Origin of the sequence: Bacillus sp. RC242, from assembly GCF_044908245.1 — a bacterium.
GTDB classification, from domain to species: domain Bacteria; phylum Bacillota; class Bacilli; order Bacillales; family Bacillaceae_G; genus Bacillus_A; species Bacillus_A mycoides.
This window is the reverse complement of record NZ_JBIYCZ010000022.1, coordinates 1-22,604: the sequence shown is the minus strand read 5'-3', so window position 1 is coordinate 22,604 and position 22,604 is coordinate 1. Positions and strand designations below refer to the sequence as shown.

Below are 22,604 nucleotides of genomic sequence, written 5' to 3'. Positions count from 1 at the left end.
CTCCTAAAATATAATCAGATAGAATGCAACACTTAAAACAAAATAAAAAAATCCCACCCCCAAGACTTGAAGTCTTAGGGACGAGATTTATCATCGCGGTGCCACCCTAGTTTATTAATATGTCGCCATATTAACCTTATCAGGTACGGCATTTAAAAATGCTTATACCTTAGCTCTATAACGGGAGCTCCCGTCACATCACCCCCTCCTAAAAGGTTCCGACGTGCTGCTCTGAGGCTTGCTTCAATAAAGAAATTCTAACCCTTTTTCAGCTACCAGGGTTCTCTGTATAGAATTCACTTTATTTACTCTTCTCTTCATCACATTTATTTTTTATATAATATCACCTATGGGTATCTATGTAAATATCTGAATTTTTTTATAATAAAAAAACTATTAAGACATATGATTCGCATCTAACAACTAAAAAAAGAAAAATACTGCAGAGCAAAAATTATTTGCAACTTTAATACAAAGTCGTTTTTTTCGTTTTGGGGGTACTATAAAATATTAGCTTGATAGCGATGGGGTCTCGCCAGCTAAACGCGAATTTCGTACGGTAAGGAATTTCTAAGTTAAAAACTGGTTTTTGACCGTATTTCTTTCGGTTTTGTTAGAACTAAATAGAGTTCCTTAAACGGTCATTTTTGACACTTGGGTGTTTAGATGAGTTCACTAAATATATCACCTTCTATTTGTTATGGTTTTCAAAATAACTATTTACATATAATTTACATTAGTGTACTATTTGTCTAGTACACTAATACAGAGGAGGAAAGAAATGAAAACTGAGTTTTCTCCTAATACCCCTATTTATGTTCAGGTAATGGAATACATCAAAAAAGAAATTGTAACAGGACGTTTGGCGCCAGGTGAAAAAATTCCTGCTGTACGTGAATTAGCGGGTGAATTACAAGTTAATCCAAATACAATTCAACGTACGTTTCAAGAGCTAGAACGGGAAGGTATTGCTGAGACACGAAGAGGAACAGGAAGATTTGTAACAATGAATGAAGAAAAAATTACAGAGCTACGCAAAGAAATGGCAAAAGAGTTGCTTGATAATTTTATAAATGGAATGAATAACTTAGGATTTATGGAAGAAGAGGTTCTCTCAATATTCCGTTCTTCTTTGGAAAAGAAAAAGGAGGGAAATGAATGAAAGAATTATTGAAAGTTGAAAATCTGTCGAAAAGATATGATTTAAAAACAGTGATTCAAGATGTAAGCCTAACAATCTCAGAAGGAAAAATTATCGGTCTTGTTGGTGAAAATGGTAGCGGGAAAACGACATTATTAAAAATGATTTCGGGTTTACGTTTTCCTTCTAAAGGAAGTATTACAATTAAAGATAAAAAGGTGGGATTAGAAACGAAAAAAATCGTTTCATTTATGCCCGATAGTCCTGTTTTTGAAAAATGGATGACCGTAAAAGATGCTTTGTTGTTCTATCGAGATATGTATGCTGATTTTAATCTACAACAAGCAATAGAATTAATAGCTAACTTTAAAATCCCACTAGAGGAGAATATAAGCAGCTTATCAAAAGGGAAAACAGGGATATTACAGCTAATATTAACCTTTTCAAGGAAAGCAAAGGTATATGTATTAGACGAGCCATTAGGTGGAATTGATCTTGTTTCTAGAAAGCATGTATTAGATTTAATTCTTAACTTTTATCGTGAAGATAGTACCATTCTTATTTCGACTCATTTAATAGAGGAAATTGAAAATATATTTGATGAGGTAATCTTTTTAAAAGACGGGAGTATTGTATTGCATGAAAATGTGGAAGAAATTCGTTTTCACCATGGAAAAGCAGTACATGAGTTATTTAAGGAGGTTTTTGAGAAATGAATCCGCTTTTTCGCTATTTATTTAATTGTAATAGAAAAAAGATAGCCATCCTTTATTTTGGATTTATGACTATTTCATTACTTCTTTTATTTAATATGAAGGGACTATCAAAGCTAACAAATCAGCTTACAAAGGATATAACATTAGGTATATATGTATTAATTATAGGTATCACTGCATTTTTGCTGCTTTTAATAGCTTTGCCTTCTTTCAATAAAATGCTAAAAAATACTATGATACGTTATACAGCCATCTCAGGAAAAAAAAATATATATGCAAATTTATTCTTTTTCACGTTAATGTTTATTCTTTTACTAGTAATAGGCTTAATTTTTCTATACTATTTCTCCCAAAATACCTACGGAGGAAAAGTGGTCGGGGGATACCAACAAGAATTTCATAAGTTATATGCATATGGATTTCTTCATCACATACTTTCTGTTTTATTATGGGGAATCGATTTCATGAGTATATTAATCTCCTGCTATTTCACCATGGTAATTACAAAGCTGATTCCTATAAAGTCATCAATGAGTAAGATGGTTTTATCAGTTATTTTCCTTGCTTTATTCTTAATAATCCAAACATTCATACTGGACGTTTTAAGTAAATTAGAGAAATATGTAATCACCATAAAGAGTACGGGATTCATAGATAACAATGGTTTTATCGACGCATCACTGTATCCGAGTGAAGGGTTCACTATTTTAGATATTTGTTTCACTTGCTTATTCATAATTGTCCTAACAGCTATTACAGGTCGTATCATTGATAAAAAATTAGAAATATAAAGATCTGCTTCAAAGGTAGAGTGTATTTAGGAGGAAAAAATGAGAACAACTAATCCAATATTAAAAAAAGAAAAATTTCATAAAGAGAATACAAATGCTTCTACGATGACTATTGGCGGAACGATAGCAAAAACATTCATTTTGCTTATCTTACTTCTTGCAGCGTCTGTCTATTCGTACGTACAGATGACACAAGGGACAATGAAAATACCTGTGTTAATTGGAATTATAATAGTTACTCTAATTGTCGCATTTGTAGTTATATTCATTCCTCGTATATCACCAATCTGCGCACCGATTTACGCAGTATTACAAGGAATTTTATTAGGAAGTATTTCAGCGTATTATACAATGCGATTTGGTGATTCTATCGCTTTAACTGCCGTATTACTAACAATTTCGATTTTATTTGCCATGCTAGTGTTATACGCAACTCGAATAGTAAAAGTAACTAAAAAGTTTCGTGCGGTTGTAACGGTTGCAACACTTGGGATTTTTATTATGTATTTTATCGTTTTCTTACTGGGCATCTTAGGGGTGACTGTTCCATATATTCACCAAGGTGGGACAATTAGTATCATCATAAGTTCAATTGTAATTATTGTTGCTGCATTAGATTTATTACTCAATTTTGATTCCATAGAAAATGGTACTCAGAGTGGAGCACCTAAGTATATGGAGTGGTACAGCGCAGTAGGGCTTATGATGACATTAGTATGGTTATACTTAGAGATCCTTCGTTTGATTTCTTACATTATGAAAAACAAAGACTAGAAAACATCCTGCATGGTTCAAACATGCAGGATGTTTTTTGTATCTCGTATTTTCAATTAAATTTATATAGGTAGTAACAAATGTACGATGTTACTGTACAAAAATTCCAACCAATGCTTATAAGCTTTCAGCTCCCTCTCTGTAACCTTTCTTCGATTACTACAGACAATTTAACTGTAAAAAAACGATTAACCCTTAGCGTACGAAATTCGCGTTTTGTTGGTGCTACCCCATCGCTATCAAGCTAACAAGACAAAAATCCCCCCCTAAAATGAAAAAGTCTTTATTCTTTCTGAGAAATCTTAAGAAAGGATAACGTCTTTATATCAATATGGCGGTATCCTATATGAAAAATTAACACCGCCCTAAATGTATATATTGTATATATTGTGCACATTGTGTATAATGTGTTCATAAGCATTTAAGAGGCAAGGAGTTGAATCATGAAAATCTTACTATCTAATAAGTCTAAGTCGCCTATTTATCAACAAATCATTGATCAGATTATATTACAAATATCAAACGAAACATTGAAAGTAGATGATTCGTTACCTTCTATGCGTTCATTAGCAAGAGACTTGAAGGTAAGTGTTATTACTTCAAAAAGAGCATACGAAGAACTTGAAAAAGCGGGTTACATCTACTCTATAGTAGGGAAAGGCTCGTTTGTTGCAAAACAAACAAAGAAACAACGAGCGGATGAACCAAGTAATCCAATACGTGAAAAGTTCAGTACAATCGTTCGAGAGAGTAAGGCTAATCATTTATTAAGGGATGAGTTAATACAAATTATTAATCATATTTATGAGGAGGAATAAGAATGGAGAACATTGTAGAAGTGAAAAATATTTCAAAAACATATAAGGGATTTTCTTTAAAAAATGCATCGTTCAACATCAAAAAGGGATTTGTAACGGGATTTATTGGCGCAAATGGTGCTGGAAAAAGTACGACAATTAAACTTATTATGGATCTTATTAACAAGGATAGTGGAGAAATCACAGTGTTTGGTAAAGATCATCAAAAGGACCAAGTTTCTATTAAAGAGCGTATAGGATTCGTATACGATGACAATATCTATTATGAAGATATGACAATTCATCAACTGAAAAAATTCATTGCTCCAGCGTATAAAAAATGGGATGAAAATCAGTTCCAATCCTACTTACAGCGCTTTGAGTTACCGACTAACATAAAAATGAAAGAGATGTCTACAGGGATGAAAATGAAGACTTCCCTTGCGTTTGCACTTTCACACCATGCCGAATTTATACTTATGGATGAACCGACATCTGGACTCGATCCTGTATTTCGAAGAGAACTTTTAGACATCCTTTATGATTTAATGGTCGATCAGGATAAAACAATCTTTTTCTCCACACATATTACCACCGATTTAGATCGTATTGCTGATTTTATTGTATTTATTCATAATGGAGAGATTGTATTTGAAAAAGATATACATAGTATTTCTGAAGTATATGCAATTGTCAAAGGGGATAAATCCTTGCTTACACCGAAAATCAGAGAACAATTAATCGGGATTCGTGAAACAAACGTGGGATTTGAAGCACTCACAAGTAACGCCAATCGTTTACGTACGCAATTAGGGAATGATGTATTAATTGAAGAAGCGACATTAGAAGATATTATGTACTATACAAAAAAGGGGAATGTTCAATATGTATAATTTAATATTAAAGGATTGTCGATTGCAAAAATTAATGATCTTACTCTATGTACTTGGTATATGCTTTTTTATAGGGACGTTTGGAAATTTTGGGTTCATAGTCGTTTTGGTGGCTAGTTCTTATATGATAAATCTACATTATTACGACGAAAAGAATAATAGTCACAAATTTATTAATAGCCTGCCTTATAGTAGAAATAAAATTATTATGTCAAAATATATCGGTACAGTGTTGTTTACAATTCTAGTAGTTCTATTCTCATTATTGATTCAAGTAGTAATTCAAGTTGCATCCCCGACTTATGGAGTTGAAATTGAAACTCCACAGACAATTGTGGTTAATGTTCTTACTGTCATGTTGTTTACGTCTATTTACTTACCATTTTTCTATCGTTTCACCAATAAATATTTGATGGCTGCTGTCACCATTATTTTCCCTGTATGTGTTGTTTTATGGAGACCACTTGAGGCATATGTGCATATTACTGACCTTGTATATAGTGTTACTACACAATTTACTATTAATCAACTAATTGCACTTGCTTCAATCGTTACCATGCTTATATTTATCGGTTCTTACTTCTTAACGGTGAGAATTTATAAACGTACTGATTTTTAAAAATTCTTTTTAACTGAAATATAGAATACTTAACAAGTAACTGTTGTACAGTTTTATTCTTAAACGCTTTGGTGCTACTCAATCGCTATCAAACTAATAAAACAAAGTTTTCCCTTCAAATGAAAAAATACGCTATTCTTTCTGTAGAATTATAGGAAAGGATGGCGTTTTTTATGTCTGTTTCTGTGTCTGACGAATTACAATTATTTGCTCAAGAGATTCAAAGTGCCCTATCTCCAAATGCCTTACGGGATCTTGCTAGAGATGTTCGTTTTGTACAACGGACCAGTAAGTAGTACCAAGCAAAAGATTTTGTCGCTTTATGTGTATGGATGAACCAAAATATCGCTACGACGTCTTTAACTCAGTTATCTAGCTGTTTAGAAGCATTAACAGAAATACTCTTGCTTATCATTGACGTTATATAAGCTTAGCTTGATAACAATGGGGTGGTACAATATGCCCATCAACTTAAAGGTTATTTTAGGACCCAAAAACGAAAAAATAGGCTTTTTTAATACAAGTTAGCAAAAAATTTCGTTTTGGGGGTAGTTGTATTTTCTTAGCTTGATAGCGATGTGGTGCCACCCTTATACTATCGCTCTTAAACTGTTTCCCTTTAAAATACTTCATCATTATGCTCTTCAAATTATTTTTCTTATATGGTAACTTCACTTAAAAAATTTTGCAAAAGAAACTCTCGATACAAAGGAATAGAGGATGAAAATCTAAGGGAATTTCTTGATAACGTAATAATTGAGCTTTATAGGTATCAAGATTATCAAGAAATTCATCTGCTTTATTTCATGTATAGAGCTATACTTGCCATCTGATGCCCGATTTACGTTTACCTAGTACAACGAAAATTGAGTTTGAATATGTTATAAAAATGGCAAGAGAAGAGAATTCGTAACATTTTTCTGTTTGCATATTTTCTCAAAGGATTACGAATAATTCTAGAGAGAATATAAGAAAGGTGGAACAAGTCTATGAAGAATTTTTTTTGTAATAAGCATAATTTGAATGTGGATATATTTAAAGTAGTGCACCATTTTGAAAAACATTGGATTTTAGGTAAAAAATATGCCTAATTCGAACCCTTCAAACTTTTCCTCCAAGAATTTACTTGTTGGGGCTAAGACACCCATAACAAACTTTGCTAATCAGCAGAGCGAACCGATGTTTGATTGGGGATTCGCTCTTGAAATACCATATGAGATGCTTGGCGTTTTCTCCCGCCACATAAATACTGCAGCACCTATCAGTAAGTTGCCGTTATACGGATTGGCGCAATTTAGATTCAGCAATGAAAACCGCGAACAGCTTGAGAGACTAAAAGATAAGATAGAGAGTAAACTACCGACGGTACCTCTTGGTGTGGTAGGTACAGATCATGTGGGGTATGCATCTTTTGATCTTACTCCACTAAGGCAAATGCAATTGATGCAAAGGTTTAAGCAGGTACTCGATGAAGAGAAACTCTTTGGCGCTCATACACCGAGGTTGACTATCCAACTGGGACAGCTTCTAGTCATGCCGTTCAAGGATCAATCAATTGCCTTCGATGCTATAGCTGAAGGGGATCTTGGACCAGATTACATCTCACTTCGCATGGATCTTGACGAAATTCAGCTTGCCAATAGAACCGAATGGTCACCCATGCCTTCAATGCAGACACCTGGTATTCGGGATTGGCGGCTATCGCCTGGATCGTTCTCTATGGCCAGTACCCTACTTATTGGTGAAGACGGATGCGAAACCTTGTTGCCTAGCAATCTTGCTACAAGATTGATTCGATTTCAGCAAATTGTCCGCTCCTCGAAGACAGCCTATGCTAATCAGAGTGATAGAAGTGAAACGAACGCTATCCCTGGTCTCGGAACTGGATTTGACCGTAAGGTACGTTTGGGATACGTCGTTCAGTTACATACTGAGTGGTTTCCACTGGGGCATTCTTTGGGTCAGATTGCATATAGTGTTCCGCTTGCTCCAGGTGAAAAAACACTTATCGCTATAGTAGATTGGTCTCGGCGCGATGTTGCTAAACGGACTGAACAGACCACAGAGACTGAAGATCTCAATCATGCCACTTACCGAGACCGTAGTCTCAGTGAAGCGGTCAATATGTTGGTACGCGAAAGTCAAAAAGGTTCCTCTTTTATGGCGGGTGGATCACTCAGTGCTGGGGCTGGAATTCCAATTGGTCCTGTAAGTCTAGGATTAGGCACTGCTATCGGTATTGGTGGTGCTTCCAGCAAATCTGAAGGCATGCGCTCGCTTATATCGGATACAACTCAAAACATTAGTGATGCTTTTCATCAAGCATCGAGTGTTGCTCGGGAACTTACATCTACCGTAGTTGTTCAAGGGCAACAAGCTGAATCTGCAACGGCTAAGACGCGAGTAATTGCTAATTATAATCATAGCCATGCCCTTACTATCCTTTACTATGAGGTGTTGCAACATCATAGATTGGTAACACGTGCAACGTCTGTACGACCAGTACTTATGCTAAAGCATAAGGTCAAACCATTCAATTACGATGGAGATGAAGTTTATATTCTGGAGAAGTACCGTGATGTTATTGCGGCGAACTTGCTTGATGAGAGCCTCAGGCCATGTCTATCGGTATTGTCGAAGCGTGTCTGCTTGCAAGTTAAAGCTGATTATGAGAATGCAAAAGTAGAAAAAAAGCCTTTACATATGTTGGGTGAGTTTTCGATTGACTTTGTCACGGGGATATATGGACCTGCGACCTATGTTCATGTTAAGATATTGCCTAAATATGGGCCACCAGTGATATGCGATGTCGTTGACGTGCAATTTGCAGCCACTCTTTTTGGAAATATCTATCGAAATGCTGTAGATCCATTACAAATTCCCGCCAATGCTGGTACCACCATCAAGTTTAGACCTAGAAACTATCACCTGCGGTGGACGAATGTTCAAGCAATTGAGATTCACCAGGGACCAATTGGTAATGAGCATACCACTTTTAATAATGTACAAGAATGGGACTTACGTGAAATTCACGTGAAGACGGTTGCTGCTGGTGATACTTGGAACATGTATGATAGCTTCGATCAAATTAAAATCAGCTTTCTCGGGCAGCCGGAGACTTTTGAAGTGGTTCCTTACGAAGAGAGTATCACTATCGATCCAGATGATAGTCTCACCGATGATGAGCGGTGTTGTCATACATCTTAATGCACATGTTGGTCGCTACTGGCGAGCAATTTGGTTAGCAGAACTTGAATCCGATCGAGCACTTCGTCTCGATAATTGGAAACTCAATAACCTTAGTTTGCTTGATATTGTGGAAAATCGTGTTCTTGACGTGATTGGAGATGAGATAGTCATGCCAATGGCTACTGCTGCGATGGATGATAAGGCCGTTAAATTATTGGAGGGTATATTTGAAGGCAATGAAGGTCTATTACATGCACCGGAATTAAATGAATATGTAGAGCATTTGCTCACGATACCTGCCCGAGGAGTATTTGCGGAGGCGAAGCTTGGTCACTGCAACGCTTCTGAGATAATAGACCCGAGTCGGTTCTGGGATTGGCAGACGTCGCCTATTCCAGATAATCCTCCTACGATTCTTCCGCCAAGCACTGGCGATAAAGCGCAGGATATCACTAAGGAAACAGTGCCAACACCGTTCCCTACAAGCCTTATCAATATTGTAAATCCGCAGAGTTTGCCTGATCCGATGGGACTTGCAACTGCGGGTAATGTTCTATCAGCACTAGGTCCGTTCCGAGATATGTCCGGAATCAAGGAGCTTGGCACATATCTCCAAACTCTCTCAAATAACGCGACCCAGCTTGCAAGTCAGGGATTAAAGAATGCACAAACAGCAGGTCTCATGAATACAATCCGAAGTGCCAAGGAGTTAACTTCTGAGCAACGCGCGATGCTTATGAGTGAGTTACTAACGGGACAGGTGAAAATGGCAACTGCATCTCCTCATGCCTCTGGAATTGGGCAATCAGCACCGTCGCCATCTAACACTGGCACAGACAAACCCAATACACCTGCGTCACAGAACACACCGTCAATGCCGACACCAACACCGGCAGCACCTAATAGGGGCCAAATTAAGCAACCAGAACGAGCATCGTCAACATCGTCCAAGACTAAAGATATTTTCTTTGTTTTTAAGTTTGACACAAATGATTCTATGTATGGGGAGTGGTTTGTGAAGTTAATTTCGGGTAATGATACACCAAAAGATAATAAGTGGAAAACTATTGATGATTTCCGTGAAGTTTCCGGTGTAGAGGTCGGTAACAGAGTACAGATGTCAATCCCTGAGAGTTTTGGAGGAAAGAATGCTGTCACAGTGCTTATCACTGGAACTATCGTTGGAGTTCCACAAGTGTTGTCGTCGTACGAAGCAAAATGGAATGTACAAAAATGGAAGGATACACGCAACTTCCAAGTGACAATTCCAAGAGAAAAGTTTGACAAGGCCAATACGTTTGAAGTCATTCAAGAAACGGAGTCGGTAACGATTACCACTGTCCATAGTCAAACGGAAGGCTCGCATGTGCATATTGAAGGAAAAAATTACGGAATCGATGTTCAACCTGAACTTGATTTTGGAAACACATTAATAGGAGGTTTTAAAATTATTGGAAAGGGTACTTACGGTTGGACGGTTCAAGACCAAGATACAGCACCAACTAATTCTGAATCTAAGCAGGTTGTATTTACTGCCCATCGCATAAAGGCTACAGCACCAACTATCAAGCCCGTGCTTTAGAGGTTGATTGCTACACTACCTTTTAGTAAAACATTTGACGCTTACTTTAAATAAAGGAAAAAGAACTCATTTTGAACAAAGATGAACAGCTCCCTGTAAAGTAAACAGTGAAAATAATAAAAAATTATATGGAAAGACCTCATTTTGTATAAAAATATACCTTAAGTTGATGGATGTATGGTGCTACTCCTATATACGCTCTTATAGTATATAAGGTTTTTCTGCAAAGATTGTCTTTGTTTAAAATAATATACATTCCTAATAGGTTGATAGTGCATGTAGTGATTTCATGGAAATAAATATCTACATTGAATATTTTAAAAAGCGTAGAAAGATTAGATTCCTACGCTTTTTCTTCTTAAGAAATATTTATTGTTGTTCTAAATTTCTTATATAAGATTTTACAGCTTGTAATAAGAATTCTTCCTGTCCCATACCTGCACTCGCTGCCATTTGAACTATTTTCTGCTTAAATTCATGATCTGCATGAAAAGTTAATGGCTCTACATTACTTTTAAAATAAATTCCTTCAACATGTGGAAGTATTGTACCAGATTTCATATGAGAATGTAAGTATTTAATCTCTTCTTGAAATTGCAATGGATCAACTTGTAATACGAAAGGTTTAATTTCTAATTTAATAGTATCAGATGAAACACTTAATCGCATATTTGTGACACCTAGCTCTTTATAAAATAAATTTATTAGATTATAAGTAATGGAATTAAATAGTTGAGGTTTTTTAAATGAAAAAGATAAATACCCTCGTTTTGTAATTACAGCTTGCTTACGGAAAGATTCAAAGGAGTAATCATGTTCTTTATAAGTAGATAGAGGGAAAATTTCTTCGTCTTCTGTAAGAATCTTGCCATCTGCTCCATTGATTTCTATTACTCTCGCTATTTTTCCGGTATGTTGATGTGTTAATAATTGATATAAATATATATCTTCGTCTTGAATCTTAGCAATGAATGTTTTTCGCTCTTTTGAGGTAGTTTTTTCATAAGTAAGTTGAAAAGTTTCAAGGTCATCTTTATCAATGATATATACTTCTTTTCCGCGCTTTTCAATCTTTGAAGCAGGTAGTTTTCCAGATTTGATATATGTAAAGACAGTAGATGGTGCTACATTCAGAATCTCAGCTGCTTCTTTTGTACTATAACCCTCAATCTCTTCGACATCTTTTAAACGTTCAATATCCTCTAAATAGAAAATCTTACTACCGAATTGTTTCCAGTTATCTTTATATACACATTCTATTAATCCATCTTTTTCTTTCTTTAAAATTGTTTGTACCGTTACTCCTAATAAGTCGGCTGCCTCTTTGGTCGTTACAGTAGGTTTTGTAATGAACAATAAATCTTGTGTCATGAAAGGACACCTCCATAACTATTGTTTACTAGTATTTTAGATATGTATATATCATATCAGAATATGAGATATATTTAAAATGAGAAATAGAATTTATTAAAGTTCTTATAAATTTTTATAGTTTATAAGCGTTTTAGATTTGATTTATCTCTTAATATATTTTTAAATTTATTTTCTTTATAAAAGGGATTTAAAACCTGAGATATTAACTATTAAATAATATATATTTACTAATAAATTATAAAAAATTATAAGTATAAGACAATAGAGAAGAATATAGGATTCTTATAGAAAGAATATGAATTATCATTTGTATAATAGATAGAAGTGAAATAAAATGATAAGTATAGTTAATAAATAGAATTATATTCATAATCTTCAATAGGAAAGGTGAGTTCGAAATATGGATAATAAAAGTGGAAGAGAAAACTTACCTATTATAAATAATCAAAGTAAATATATAGATATGCATTTAGAGAATATAAGAGATATCGTTCCATACCTGCATAACAATCGTTATGTATATAAAGTGGAAGAGAAGATGGAGGTTGCAGAAAAAGAGGGAAAGAGTAAATATACGTATTTAAGTGATCTGGAAGTCATTTATCATTTCGTACATTTACAAAAAGATATGGATGAGAAGAAGAATAGAAAAGAGGATACGAAAAAGAGTTATATATCTGAAATCTTGTCATTTTGTCAGTGCATGGTGCAGCATGCAGAAGAGTTCGAATTAAATGGGGAAGAGGTACAGCAAAATGACTCTTTATTGAAAATATTACAGCCTTGGCATATTCGTAAATACAATTCTTGGTTGAAGCAGGTAGAGAACGGTAGGAATGGTGACACATATGCAGTTGCAACACTTGCAAAGAAAACAGTGCTCATTCGTTCTTTTCTAAAACACCTTCATGTATTTTCTTATATTGAAAAGCCTCTTCATGAAGAACTGCAGCGTGCGAATGTAAATGAACAGGATCGGCCGAATCGGGACCTATCCTATGAGGAAGTTATGAAAATTTTAGGGTTTTATAAAGAACAAGGTCATTTAGTAAACTATACAATTTTACTAGCTCTGGCAAGTACCGGTGCAAGAATTCAAGAATTATGTACAACAAGGGTAAAAGACTTACATTATGACGGAAAGCACTGGTTAAAAGTTATAGGTAAAGGAAGTAAAGTACGTGAACTTTTCATTTCGGAACATTTATATGAGTGTATTTGTGAAATGAGACGAAGAAGAGGGTTCGAAACAATATTGGATCGAGGAGATGAAAGTCCTTTATTTGTAAATCAAAGAGGGAACTTTTATAATTCAAAAACGTTATCGAACCAGATAACGGATATGATAAAAAAGACCAATTTAGAATTTCTGCAGTATCGTGAAAACCCAGTAACGGCGCATACATTCCGTCATGCTTTTGCAATCATGGCAGTTGAACAAGGAAATGCAGACTTATATCATTTAATGCAAACGCTAGGGCATGAGAATATCCAAACAACAAAAATCTATTTAGAGAAGCATATGAAACGGAAGAATAATGTAGGTACTTCCTTTGCGGATATGTTGCAATAAAAATTAGTATTCTTTATCAATTATTCGTAAATAAACAAGATGTCTACTTGCTGATGATGAAATTGTCAAGTAGACATCTTGTTTATTGGATAATTTCACCTTAATTTTTGATATACTTAGCATAAGGAATAGTAGTTATGAAATACTGCGAGACAAGTTATTCGCGGAAAATGTAAGAAATATACGCTTGTTAAATTGATATAGTGAATTGTTACTATATTATTAATCATAAAGTAGGTGATTTTCGATGATGATTCTTGAAAATGTCAGTACGATAGGGGCCCTTGCTTTTTTATTTCTAATGATTTATCTTGCGACAGATCCTAAAGACGTAAGCTTGCTAACAATCCCGGCTTACTTTGGTGGAATGTGGGTCACTAACTGGCTTACTGAAAATGGATTTCAGGGTACATATATTTATACGAGTTGGTTAGTAGTCTACGTAATTATAATGATTTACCTTATCTTCGCTTCAATTCGTCTAGGCATACATAACGTAAAATATATTAAAGAAAAACTAAGAAAGCGTAGAGCTTTAAAAAAGTAACTCAAAAAGAAACCGTCCTCACAGGCTGTTTCTTTTTGAGTTATACTGAAATGCAATGTATATGCTCTGTGATGTATTATTTAACATTTGATGAGGGCTAATTATATAGTATTCAAGGATCTACACATTAAGAAATGGTCAAGAAAAATCAATAAAAGTAGAGTTTTGGCGTTCATTTCTAGAAGATATGAATGTTATATGAATTAAGGATTCGTATGTGTTTCAAATTCAATTAGTGGAATGTGGGAAAGAGAAAAAGATTTCCCCTAAAAATACTAGAAGAAAATAGTTTACCCATGCATAAATATCATAATTAGGCACATGTTATATACAAATATGATGGAGGTGCAATTATGAATATTCAAAGACACGAAAATAATACAAATGAAGTTTTTATTTCTGCCGCCGCAAGTGCTATTGAGCAAATGAAGTATGAAATTGCTCGTGAATTAGGAGTCACACTGGGGCCTGATACTTCAGCGCGTGCAAATGGCTCTGTCGGTGGAGAAATTACAAAACGCTTAGTTCGAATGGCTGAAGAACAGTTAACAGGTCAATACAGTTTACACTAAGTTAAAGCAGTAATAAAAAAAAGAATCTGTAATGCGGATTCTTTTTCCCTTTTATTTACAAAAAATAAAAAGTGCAATTGTGAATTTGAAAAAACGGACCCTCAGATTCCTTTTTAAGAGGTTTTACTAACGAGGGTAATACGATAAGTATAGAGATTTTTTTGGTTTTATAAAAATGAAATGAATAACGTTTAACGTAATGTTGGTTTATTTCGTAATTTCAAGTGCATAATATATATAGCCAATTTTAAAATTGTCATTCCTTACTATATCCCGATTGTTAGGTAAATAAAGGATTATCCTTGAAACAAATAAGTATTTCTAAGCTCTAAACTTTATAAATAAATTATTAAAGACATTTGATAATTTGAGTAGGCACTTCCTTTAATAATTCACCGTGCTATGCATATTAGGGGGGTATTTGGTTTAATAGAATAGTTAAGAGCCTGTTTTTAATATATATTATACTTATAATTTATAGTTTAGTATGTTTTGTTATAATCTTCTTTTAAAATAGTGGATATTGCCAAAGTATTACTTTAAGTTAAGATTATAAGAAGAAGTTCTTTTTTTCTGAAAATAGATATTTATGCATAATTAATCATTAATATTCGAAATGGTTTTATAAATAATTAATGTATTCCTTTCCATCTACATTAATCATTTATTGCAACAGCTTTCACATCTAAAATAAGATGTTTCAACAAAGGAAAGTATAAGTATCTTTATACTGATTTTCCAATATAATCAATGTGTTAATGAAAGGAACTCTGTGTCATTTTTGCATTTCTATTAACTAATACAGCTTCAAACAAAGGACACAATTGCTACATGCCAGGTGTAATTTATTACCCATTCAAGATTCTGTTTATTCAATATTTCTGAAGATAAAAAAATATTATATTCATAAATATACAAGTTATAATGAGGGCGTCGAGAGATAATCTATTACCTCTAGAGAAAATATCAAACCTAGTTCTGGTGCAAAAATTCTAAAGACCTTGCAAGTAACTTTCTAAAATTGAACATACTGATACGATTACTCTACGAAAGGTGTGTGATCAGAAGAGAAGTTTATTCAACTTAAAAAAGAAAGCGTTATCAAATGGATCTTATTTTGAATTAATCATTTTAATAACTCAGATTCGACTGCAATTAAAAATAACAAATTATGGGGGTGCTTATATGAATATAAATGTAGCATCTATTAAAGAAAAAAAGGTTGTTAAATACAAAAGTTGTTTTGATGTGATTGGGCCCATAATGATAGGTCCTTCAAGTTCACATACTGCAGGTGCTTTGGCTATTGGAACAGTAGCCAATAAATTATTTCAAGGTCTTCCAAAAAAAGTCGTGGTAAGGTATTATGAATCATTTGCTGAAACCCATAAAGGTCACGGAACTGATTTTGCAATTATTGCTGGGATATTAGGATTTGCTGCCGATGACAGCAAAGTGCCAGATGCTATTGAAATAGCAGAATCTAAAGGAATTGAAATTACCTTTATTGAAGAAGCAGGTGATAGTCCTGCTGGCCATCCAAATACGGCAGATGTATATTTAGAGGATGAAAATCGAAGTATTAGAACGATGGGGATTTCGGTTGGCGGTGGATTAATTGAAATCAAACATGTTGAAATTGACGGATTTAGCTTAGACCTGCAGGGGCCATTGCCAGTTATTATTGCGATTTCTGAAAGAGCTGACTTTGAATTTGTCTTACGCAGGATCTTTAAACAATATGATGTGGAAATAAACAACTTTCATAGTTTAGAAGAAAACAGGAAATATTTATATGCATTCGCTTTGGATACGCTATTGCCTGGTAATGTCCAGGAGGAATTAGGAAATTTAAGCAATATAGCTAAGCTCATTATTCTTTAGTTACATTAAGGAGTGAAAAAATATGTATATGGCCATAAAAGAAATTGTGGATGCAGCTAATAAAAGCCAAAAGACAATTTATGAATTAGCAATTGAACAGGAAATTGAACAAACTAAATCTACTTATGAAGAAGTTTGGAGTAAAATGGAACGAAATTTAGCGACTATGCAAAATGCTATAAATAAAAGTATCGAGGGCGACGGTGTATTTTCTCCAACTGGTTTAACCGGAGGTGATGCTGTTAAAATTAAAAACTATCGAGAAAATAGGAAAACCCTTTCTGGAGATTTGATGGTGTTAGGGATCCAAAGTGCTATCGGTGTTAATGAAGTAAATGCTGCATTAGGAGCTATTTGTGCAACTCCAACAGCAGGTGCGAGTGGGACGATTCCGGGAGTCCTATTTAGTATTAAAGATACGTTGCAGTTAAGTCATGAAGATATGATTCATTTTCTATTTACTTCAGCGTTATTTGGAACGATAGTCGCAAACAACGCTTGTATTTCAGGAGCGTACGGAGGATGTCAAGCTGAAGTTGGCAGTGCCTCAGCGATGGCGGCTGCAGCTGCGGTAGAAGCTGCAGGTGGAACGCCACAGCAATCTTCTGTAGCTTTTTCGATTGCATTACAAAATTTACTCGGTTTAGTTTGTGATCCGGTCGCTGGTTTGGTAGAAATTCCTTGTGTAAAGAGAAACGCCATTGGAACGGCAAATGCTTTAGCAGCAGCGGACATCGCATTAGCCGGCGTAAACAATATCATCAATGCTGACGAAGTTATTGAAGCGATGTATAGAGTTGGAAGACAGATGCCTCGCGAATTAAGAGAGACAGGTTTAGGTGGAATTGCAGCTACACCTACAGGGATTGCCATTAAAAATAAAATCTTTGGAGAGAAACAATCAAATCAATGAACAATTATCGGGTATATTGTGAAATAGTTAACAATCTATTCTCTATTGCTCGCCTAAGGATGTCTGTATATTGGGGGAATTACTAATAAAATATACTACTATATAATTGGAATATTTTGTAAGTGTTGACAACCCCGTCAGGTTGATGCTTCGCTAATTTTTTGATTTTGATTAACTTAGAAGAAGGATATACGATGTGGCGCACTTTATAAGCAATTCATTTTTCAAGAACGGTCTATATTCCGATGCCTTAAATAGAGAAGTAAGAATAGGAAACTAGGAGGAATTATTATATGAATGGGAATACTGCAAAAAACATAGAATTTCAAGCTGATAATACTGCAGTAAAAAATGAGAAATATCCAGACCCTAAAAAGTGGCATAAACAGGATACTACCTGGGCATTGAGTCTTTTTGGAACAGCAATTGGAGCAGGAGTACTCTTCTTACCTATTAATGCAGGTTCAGGTGGTTTATTATCATTACTGTTAATTACTATACTTGCATATCCAGTTATGTATTACTCACATAGGGCGCTTGCTAAAATGATATACGCTTCTAATTCTGCTGATGAGGGGATTACGGGTACTATAAGAGAGTATTTCGGAAATAAGGCAAGTATCATTTTTAACATAGTATATTTCGTCTCAATTTATACGATCGTGCTGATGTATTCGGTTGCACTTACAAATACTGCAAGTAGTTTTATCGTGCATCAATTGCACATGCCGGAGCCTCCAAGGGCCATTTTATCACTTGTATTAGTACTCGGTCTTATCGCTATACTAAATTTTGGTCAAGATATTACTGTAAAGATAATGAGCATGCTAGTATACCCTTTCATTGTTTCTCTACTTTTTATCGCAATATCTTTAATTCCACAGTGGAATACGTCAATGCTTAGCTTTTCAGCTGTTTCTACTGCTTCAACAGGAACAGGATATTTGGGAACGATATTGATGATTCTACCAATCATCGTATTCTCATTTAACCATTCCCCTATGATTTCGTCATTCGTTATGAAACAGAGAGCTACGTATGGAATAGACGCTACTGATGCCAAGTGTGCTCAAATACAAAAAGTTTGTTATATCATGACATTCGCTGTTGTTATGTTCTTTGTTTGGAGCAGTACTTTAAGTTTGACTCCAGATGATCTTAAGGTGGCAAAAGAACAGAACTTGTCAATCCTATCATATCTTGCTAATGAGCTTAATTCACCAGTAATCACTATTGCGGCTCCTATCATTGCGTTTGTGGCTATTACAAAGTCTTTCCTTGGCCATTATATAGGAGCGTATGAGGTAATGCGTGACATGATTATCAAGTCCGGTAAAAAACGTGGGAAAGATTTAGGAGAGAAAACAGTTAAGACAATCATTCTTACTTTTGTCGTATTAACATGCTGGTATGCTGCTTATACAAATCCAAGTATTCTTGGAATCATTGATGCCCTTAGCGGTCCGTTAGTTGCTGCTATCTTATGTCTATTACCAATGTATGCAATTCGTAAAGTGCCTGTACTAGCTAAATATAGAGGGAAGATGAGCAATGTATTTGTCATTGTTATAGGGATACTTACTGTTCTTGCAAGTATTAAGTCATTATTCTAGGTCACTATTGTTGGTTCTCATGCAAAAATAATGGGATATGAAAAAGGACGAAAGATTCCTAGAGGAATTGCAATTTATATTGTTGAATCAAAGAGATCATGGTTTTGGACAAACTTCTCACCTTGGAGAGTTTGTCCTTTTTTGATTATATGGGGCACCGCCACATGCCCATCAAGTTAATATTTTTAATTACCCCCATAACGAAAATTTTATGCATCGTTGACTACTGATAATGAGACGTTATGTTAACCAATCATGAATAAGTATTCATCCCTATTTTCATTGTTTATAAGTGTAATTGCTAATGGTACAATCAGGATGATATAGGGATATTATGGAGTATATTGTGTTTTATGGAACATCATTTCTTATAATCGGTACTGCAATGGGACAAAATAACTTTCTATGAAATTATTTATATTAAATGTAAATTCATATTGGAGCTGAAACACATGGATTATATAAGTTATTTAAGAAATATGGTTGGACATGAAAAAGTAATTATGGTGGTCGCAGGTTGTTTTGTGCTAAATGAAAAGAATGAAGTACTTCTGCAATTACGATCTGATAATGGGAAGTGGGGGCACCCTGGCGGGTTTATGGAATTTGGCGAGACAGTTGAAGATACAGCAAGAAGAGAAGTGTTTGAAGAAACAGGTTTAAAATTAGGGAAACTTGAATTTTTCAATGTGTATTCTGGAAAAAAATACGAAAAAACGCTATCTAACGGTGATCAAGTTGCCTTAGTGAAATTAACTTATATTTGTAAAGATTTTCATGGAACATTACATACTGATAACGAAGAAAGCTTACAGCTAAAATTTTTCCCCTTAGATAACTTGCCTGAACTATGGCAAAATCAACAAGAAGTTTTGGACGATTTATTAAAGTTTATGAAAATAAAAAACTAATTCCCCCCTCTTTTTTCAATATTATTTTACTGCCTATAAGGGGTCACCATACATGCCCATCAACTTAAAAATGTTAACTGCCCCCAAGAGTAAAAAATACTATTCGTTCTTGATATTTGTGAGAGAATTTGCAAATTTTGCTATAATGAAATGGAAGAATTATTTTTCTTAATATTAGGAATTTTGTTTACGAAAGGAGAAATATTTTTGAATAGATACGTTTATCACGCTCCAAAAATTAAAACTTCAAGTAAATTAGTAGATGTGCGAAATGAAGAAAATGAAGTAGTATTAAGGTTTAAAAGGTCATATAAAAATTTATTTATTAAACTTTTAGATTCTTTTCTTTTAGAAGGAAGTAGTTTTGTAAAGTTTGACACATATTCTGTTCGTGGAGAACTAAATTATAGAGGAATGAAAAAGCTATCGAAGGTGGGTAAAACAGAATACTATATAGAAAATTATAAGGACCATAGTACATATCAAATTACATATACGAGTTTACAAATTGTTGCACCAGAACTCTTAATTAAGTCAGCTACTGAAGAGTATGTAGTAAAACACACTCCAATGGATTGGGCTAAGTTTTATTATAAGGGAAAAGAAGTCGCTCGTTGGAGAATGAAAACAACAGAATTGTTTAAGACATATTTAGAAATTGATGAAGATTCACCTATTCAGGATCCGGCGTTTTTTATTTGTCTATTTCAATGTATTCTTTATGTAGGTTAGTATTGATGAAGCTTTTAAATAACTATTATTAATATTAAATGAATTAAGGAGTAGCGCTATTTTGCCATCAAGGTACAATAATTTTATATCTATTTAACGAGAAAAACGTTATTCTTTTTGTAAAAATATACAGAAAGGATGACGTTTTTTGATTATAGGGAGACAAATTTATCTTAACTCGATGTGCATGTTGTCATACCTCAATAAGATATACATATTTATTTATGATAAAATAACAAGAGAATGAACATTTGGTTAATTTACAAAATTGCAACAATATATGAGCGGAGGTTATACGAGAGAAATGGAACAACAGTATATAAAAGGGATACCATTTTGTAGTTTGGAGTATAAACAGATAGTAAATTTATTAAAAGATTGGCTATCTGAAAAAACAGATAAACCTAGATTTGTTGTTACGGCTAATCCTGAAATCGTGATGTTTGCTCAGCAGACCTCGTTTGAATCAGTGCAGTTTAAAAATATTCTATTATCTGCAGATTTAATAACAGCTGATGGAATAGGTGTTATACTTGGTTCTAAAATTTTAAATGGACAGTTGAAAGAACGAGCTACAGGTGCAGATTTAACTCATGATTTAATAAATCAATGTAATCAAAATCGATATCGAGTATTTCTTTTTGGGGCTGCGCCAGAAAATAATGAGAAAGCAATAAAAAATTTAAAAACGTCCTTTCCTCATGCTATTTTCCAAGGACATCATGGCTTTGTAAATCAAGAACAGATGGAAGAGGTCAGCGCTCAAATACAACAGTTTCAACCAAATTTATTACTAGTAGGATTAGGATCTCCAAAGCAAGAAATATTTATTTATGAAAATCTTCAAGAATTAACCGTACCTTTGTCTATCGGGATTGGGGGTATGATTGATATCTGGTCAGGTATGGTAAAAAGAGCACCTAAAGTTATGAGGAATACAGGAACAGAATGGTTATATAGATTGATAACACAGCCTAAGAGGATAAAAAGACAGCTTGTACTTCCAAAGTTTTTGTTATCAGTTAGTGCAGAGAGGCTTAAAAAAACAACTAATTAATTTCTTTTAATTGGGTCACCATACATGTCTATCTCCCGAAAAGAGGGAATAAGAAAAAAGTAACCTTACTTAAAAAGAAAGGTTGCTTTTTTCTTAGATTGTCTAGAAAGAATAACGTTTTTTTGTACTTAGGGGTAGTAAAAATTCTTAAGTTGATGGGCATGTGGTGCTACCCCATGGCTATCAACCTAAAATTTTATAGTACCCCCAAAACGAGAAAATTGGCATCTCCAGGTGAAAATATACATTTTTTGTTTTGGGGCAACTAGTTTCATTAGCTTGATGGGCATATTGGTGGAACCCCGAAATTGACATTTGAATAGATAATGCCTTCCTTAAAATAACCTTAATTAAAACATAGTTTTGATAATATATGGAAAATAAATGGTACAATTTTCTGGTATAACCTAAATAAAATTTATTTTAGAAAAGGGGTAGAAGGGAAATGTTCCAGAAGTTCAAGTTTTATTTAATGAGCATTTTAATTAGTTCAATGTTAGGCGGAATTATTATAGGTGCTAATTTCTTGGTCCATAACATATATAATTTAGTTGCAGGTAAAGAATATCATTTTAATATGTGGTCTTCTATTATTATATTTAGTGTTGTATTTATTTCGGGTTTCTCGTACGCGTTGAAGAAGGGGCCAGATATATTTGTTAATGATTAAACCAATAGCAATTATTGTAGGCGCTGCCGTGATCTGGGTGGCGTCTTGTTTGTTGTTAAGGAAAGATAACAAAACTAAATTTCCTTAAAATGAAAAAAAACGCTATTCTTTCTGTAGAATCATAGGAAAGGATGGCGTTTTTTTATGTCTGTTTCTGTGTCTGACGAATTACAACTATTTGCTCAAGAGATTCAAAGTTTTTTATCTCCAAATGCCTTACGGGATCTTGCTAGAGATGTTGGTTTTGTACAACGAA

Annotated in this window: 20 protein-coding genes, 1 pseudogene and 1 other annotated feature; of the genes and pseudogenes, 20 read left to right on the top strand and 1 reads right to left on the bottom strand. The window is 34.2% G+C overall.

Translation table 11 applies throughout. From position 1 onward, the window contains the following. Positions 1-73: 73 nt before the first annotated feature. Positions 74-330 (bottom strand) — a binding site (T-box leader). Positions 331-781: 451 nt separating this feature from the next. The 10 genes and pseudogenes from ABH957_RS27375 to ABH957_RS27330 all read left to right on the top strand — a co-directional run bounded on the left by ABH957_RS27375 (position 782) and on the right by ABH957_RS27330 (position 10,502). Continuing rightward, entirely contained in the window at positions 782-1,162 is a 381-nt protein-coding gene (locus tag ABH957_RS27375; protein WP_404512635.1) for a GntR family transcriptional regulator, read from the top strand. Beyond that, a complete protein-coding gene (locus tag ABH957_RS27370; RefSeq protein WP_404512633.1) occupies positions 1,159-1,857 on the top strand; it encodes an ABC transporter ATP-binding protein in 699 nt (232 codons plus the stop codon). The genes ABH957_RS27375 and ABH957_RS27370 overlap by 4 nt, the downstream gene beginning before the upstream one ends. Next, positions 1,854-2,648 (top strand): ABC transporter permease, encoded by a 795-nt coding sequence (locus tag ABH957_RS27365; RefSeq protein ID WP_404512631.1) that lies wholly within the window; start codon positions 1,854-1,856, stop codon positions 2,646-2,648. Before ABH957_RS27370 ends, ABH957_RS27365 begins: the two co-directional genes overlap by 4 nt. Positions 2,649-2,687: 39 nt before the next feature. Continuing rightward, positions 2,688-3,422 (top strand): Bax inhibitor-1/YccA family protein, encoded by a 735-nt coding sequence (locus tag ABH957_RS27360; protein WP_404512629.1) that lies wholly within the window; start codon positions 2,688-2,690, stop codon positions 3,420-3,422. Positions 3,423-3,865: 443 nt separating this feature from the next. Beyond that, positions 3,866-4,240, top strand: a complete 375-nt coding sequence (locus tag ABH957_RS27355) for a GntR family transcriptional regulator (protein WP_404512627.1) — start codon at positions 3,866-3,868, stop codon at positions 4,238-4,240. Between the two features lie 2 nt (positions 4,241-4,242). Beyond that, positions 4,243-5,112: an ABC transporter ATP-binding protein gene (locus ABH957_RS27350; protein ID WP_404512625.1), complete on the top strand. Its 870-nt coding sequence runs from the start codon at positions 4,243-4,245 to the stop codon at positions 5,110-5,112. After that, positions 5,096-5,731 (top strand): ABC-2 transporter permease, encoded by a 636-nt coding sequence (locus ABH957_RS27345; protein ID WP_404512623.1) that lies wholly within the window; start codon positions 5,096-5,098, stop codon positions 5,729-5,731. The genes ABH957_RS27350 and ABH957_RS27345 overlap by 17 nt, the downstream gene beginning before the upstream one ends. Before the next feature lie 173 nt (positions 5,732-5,904). Next, positions 5,905-6,138 (top strand): annotated as a pseudogene (locus ABH957_RS27340) (IS4 family transposase); the annotation flags it as partial. Positions 6,139-6,910: 772 nt separating this feature from the next. Continuing rightward, positions 6,911-8,938, top strand: coding sequence for a hypothetical protein (locus tag ABH957_RS27335; protein ID WP_404512621.1), 2,028 nt, complete (start codon positions 6,911-6,913; stop codon positions 8,936-8,938). Further along, positions 8,910-10,502, top strand: a complete 1,593-nt coding sequence (locus ABH957_RS27330; protein WP_404512619.1) for a hypothetical protein — start codon at positions 8,910-8,912, stop codon at positions 10,500-10,502. The genes ABH957_RS27335 and ABH957_RS27330 overlap by 29 nt, the downstream gene beginning before the upstream one ends. Before the next feature lie 369 nt (positions 10,503-10,871). On the opposite strand, the gene ABH957_RS27325 is transcribed toward ABH957_RS27330, so the two are convergent. Further along, positions 10,872-11,873 (bottom strand): helix-turn-helix domain-containing protein, encoded by a 1,002-nt coding sequence (locus ABH957_RS27325; RefSeq protein ID WP_404512617.1) that lies wholly within the window; start codon positions 11,871-11,873, stop codon positions 10,872-10,874. 403 nt (positions 11,874-12,276) lie between these two features. Between ABH957_RS27325 and ABH957_RS27320 the strand changes: the two genes are divergently transcribed. From ABH957_RS27320 to ABH957_RS27275, 10 genes are all read left to right on the top strand, one after another. Further along, complete coding sequence (locus ABH957_RS27320) at positions 12,277-13,449, top strand: tyrosine-type recombinase/integrase (protein WP_404458050.1); 1,173 nt, start codon at positions 12,277-12,279, stop codon at positions 13,447-13,449. Positions 13,450-13,699: 250 nt separating this feature from the next. Continuing rightward, positions 13,700-13,996 (top strand): hypothetical protein, encoded by a 297-nt coding sequence (locus tag ABH957_RS27315; protein WP_193653251.1) that lies wholly within the window; start codon positions 13,700-13,702, stop codon positions 13,994-13,996. Between the two features lie 353 nt (positions 13,997-14,349). Further along, entirely contained in the window at positions 14,350-14,568 is a 219-nt protein-coding gene (locus ABH957_RS27310) for an alpha/beta-type small acid-soluble spore protein (RefSeq protein ID WP_377867422.1), read from the top strand. 1,185 nt (positions 14,569-15,753) lie between these two features. Then, on the top strand, positions 15,754-16,452 hold the full coding sequence (gene sdaAB / locus ABH957_RS27305; RefSeq protein WP_002137439.1) for an L-serine ammonia-lyase, iron-sulfur-dependent subunit beta: 699 nt from the start codon (positions 15,754-15,756) through the stop codon (positions 16,450-16,452). 22 nt (positions 16,453-16,474) lie between these two features. Further along, positions 16,475-17,365 carry an L-serine ammonia-lyase, iron-sulfur-dependent, subunit alpha gene (sdaAA, locus tag ABH957_RS27300; protein WP_002128063.1) on the top strand — a complete coding sequence of 297 codons (891 nt, stop codon included), beginning with the start codon at positions 16,475-16,477 and terminating at the stop codon, positions 17,363-17,365. Positions 17,366-17,658: 293 nt separating this feature from the next. Further along, complete coding sequence (locus tag ABH957_RS27295; protein ID WP_404512615.1) at positions 17,659-18,978, top strand: aromatic amino acid transport family protein; 1,320 nt, start codon at positions 17,659-17,661, stop codon at positions 18,976-18,978. A 452-nt stretch (positions 18,979-19,430) separates the two neighbouring features. After that, on the top strand, positions 19,431-19,889 hold the full coding sequence (locus tag ABH957_RS27290; protein ID WP_044794931.1) for an NUDIX hydrolase: 459 nt from the start codon (positions 19,431-19,433) through the stop codon (positions 19,887-19,889). A gap of 207 nt (positions 19,890-20,096) precedes the next feature. Then, complete coding sequence (locus tag ABH957_RS27285) at positions 20,097-20,621, top strand: tubby C-terminal domain-like protein (protein ID WP_404512613.1); 525 nt, start codon at positions 20,097-20,099, stop codon at positions 20,619-20,621. Between the two features lie 304 nt (positions 20,622-20,925). Beyond that, complete coding sequence (locus ABH957_RS27280) at positions 20,926-21,678, top strand: WecB/TagA/CpsF family glycosyltransferase (protein WP_404512611.1); 753 nt, start codon at positions 20,926-20,928, stop codon at positions 21,676-21,678. A 445-nt stretch (positions 21,679-22,123) separates the two neighbouring features. Next, on the top strand, positions 22,124-22,348 hold the full coding sequence (locus tag ABH957_RS27275) for a hypothetical protein (RefSeq protein ID WP_000486589.1): 225 nt from the start codon (positions 22,124-22,126) through the stop codon (positions 22,346-22,348). Positions 22,349-22,604 lie beyond the last annotated feature (256 nt).

Excerpts from the sequence above, each read along its gene's own strand:
- ABH957_RS27280 (WP_404512611.1), top strand. The coding sequence starts at position 20,926 with ATGGAACAACAGTATATAAAAGGGATACCATTTTGTAGTTTGGAGTAT.
- ABH957_RS27330 (WP_404512619.1), top strand. The coding sequence starts at position 8,910 with ATGATGAGCGGTGTTGTCATACATCTTAATGCACATGTTGGTCGCTAC.
- ABH957_RS27320 (WP_404458050.1), top strand. The coding sequence starts at position 12,277 with ATGGATAATAAAAGTGGAAGAGAAAACTTACCTATTATAAATAATCAA.
- ABH957_RS27310 (WP_377867422.1), top strand. The coding sequence starts at position 14,350 with ATGAATATTCAAAGACACGAAAATAATACAAATGAAGTTTTTATTTCT.
- ABH957_RS27345 (WP_404512623.1), top strand. The coding sequence starts at position 5,096 with ATGTTCAATATGTATAATTTAATATTAAAGGATTGTCGATTGCAAAAA.
- ABH957_RS27275 (WP_000486589.1), top strand. The coding sequence starts at position 22,124 with ATGTTCCAGAAGTTCAAGTTTTATTTAATGAGCATTTTAATTAGTTCA.
- ABH957_RS27375 (WP_404512635.1), top strand. The coding sequence starts at position 782 with ATGAAAACTGAGTTTTCTCCTAATACCCCTATTTATGTTCAGGTAATG.
- sdaAA (WP_002128063.1), top strand. The coding sequence starts at position 16,475 with ATGTATATGGCCATAAAAGAAATTGTGGATGCAGCTAATAAAAGCCAA.
- ABH957_RS27350 (WP_404512625.1), top strand. The coding sequence starts at position 4,243 with ATGGAGAACATTGTAGAAGTGAAAAATATTTCAAAAACATATAAGGGA.
- ABH957_RS27365 (WP_404512631.1), top strand. The coding sequence starts at position 1,854 with ATGAATCCGCTTTTTCGCTATTTATTTAATTGTAATAGAAAAAAGATA.
- ABH957_RS27370 (WP_404512633.1), top strand. The coding sequence starts at position 1,159 with ATGAAAGAATTATTGAAAGTTGAAAATCTGTCGAAAAGATATGATTTA.
- sdaAB (WP_002137439.1), top strand. The coding sequence starts at position 15,754 with ATGAATATAAATGTAGCATCTATTAAAGAAAAAAAGGTTGTTAAATAC.
- ABH957_RS27315 (WP_193653251.1), top strand. The coding sequence starts at position 13,700 with ATGATTCTTGAAAATGTCAGTACGATAGGGGCCCTTGCTTTTTTATTT.
- ABH957_RS27355 (WP_404512627.1), top strand. The coding sequence starts at position 3,866 with ATGAAAATCTTACTATCTAATAAGTCTAAGTCGCCTATTTATCAACAA.
- ABH957_RS27295 (WP_404512615.1), top strand. The coding sequence starts at position 17,659 with ATGAATGGGAATACTGCAAAAAACATAGAATTTCAAGCTGATAATACT.
- ABH957_RS27325 (WP_404512617.1), bottom strand. The coding sequence starts at position 11,873 with ATGACACAAGATTTATTGTTCATTACAAAACCTACTGTAACGACCAAA.
- ABH957_RS27290 (WP_044794931.1), top strand. The coding sequence starts at position 19,431 with ATGGATTATATAAGTTATTTAAGAAATATGGTTGGACATGAAAAAGTA.
- ABH957_RS27360 (WP_404512629.1), top strand. The coding sequence starts at position 2,688 with ATGAGAACAACTAATCCAATATTAAAAAAAGAAAAATTTCATAAAGAG.
- ABH957_RS27335 (WP_404512621.1), top strand. The coding sequence starts at position 6,911 with ATGTTTGATTGGGGATTCGCTCTTGAAATACCATATGAGATGCTTGGC.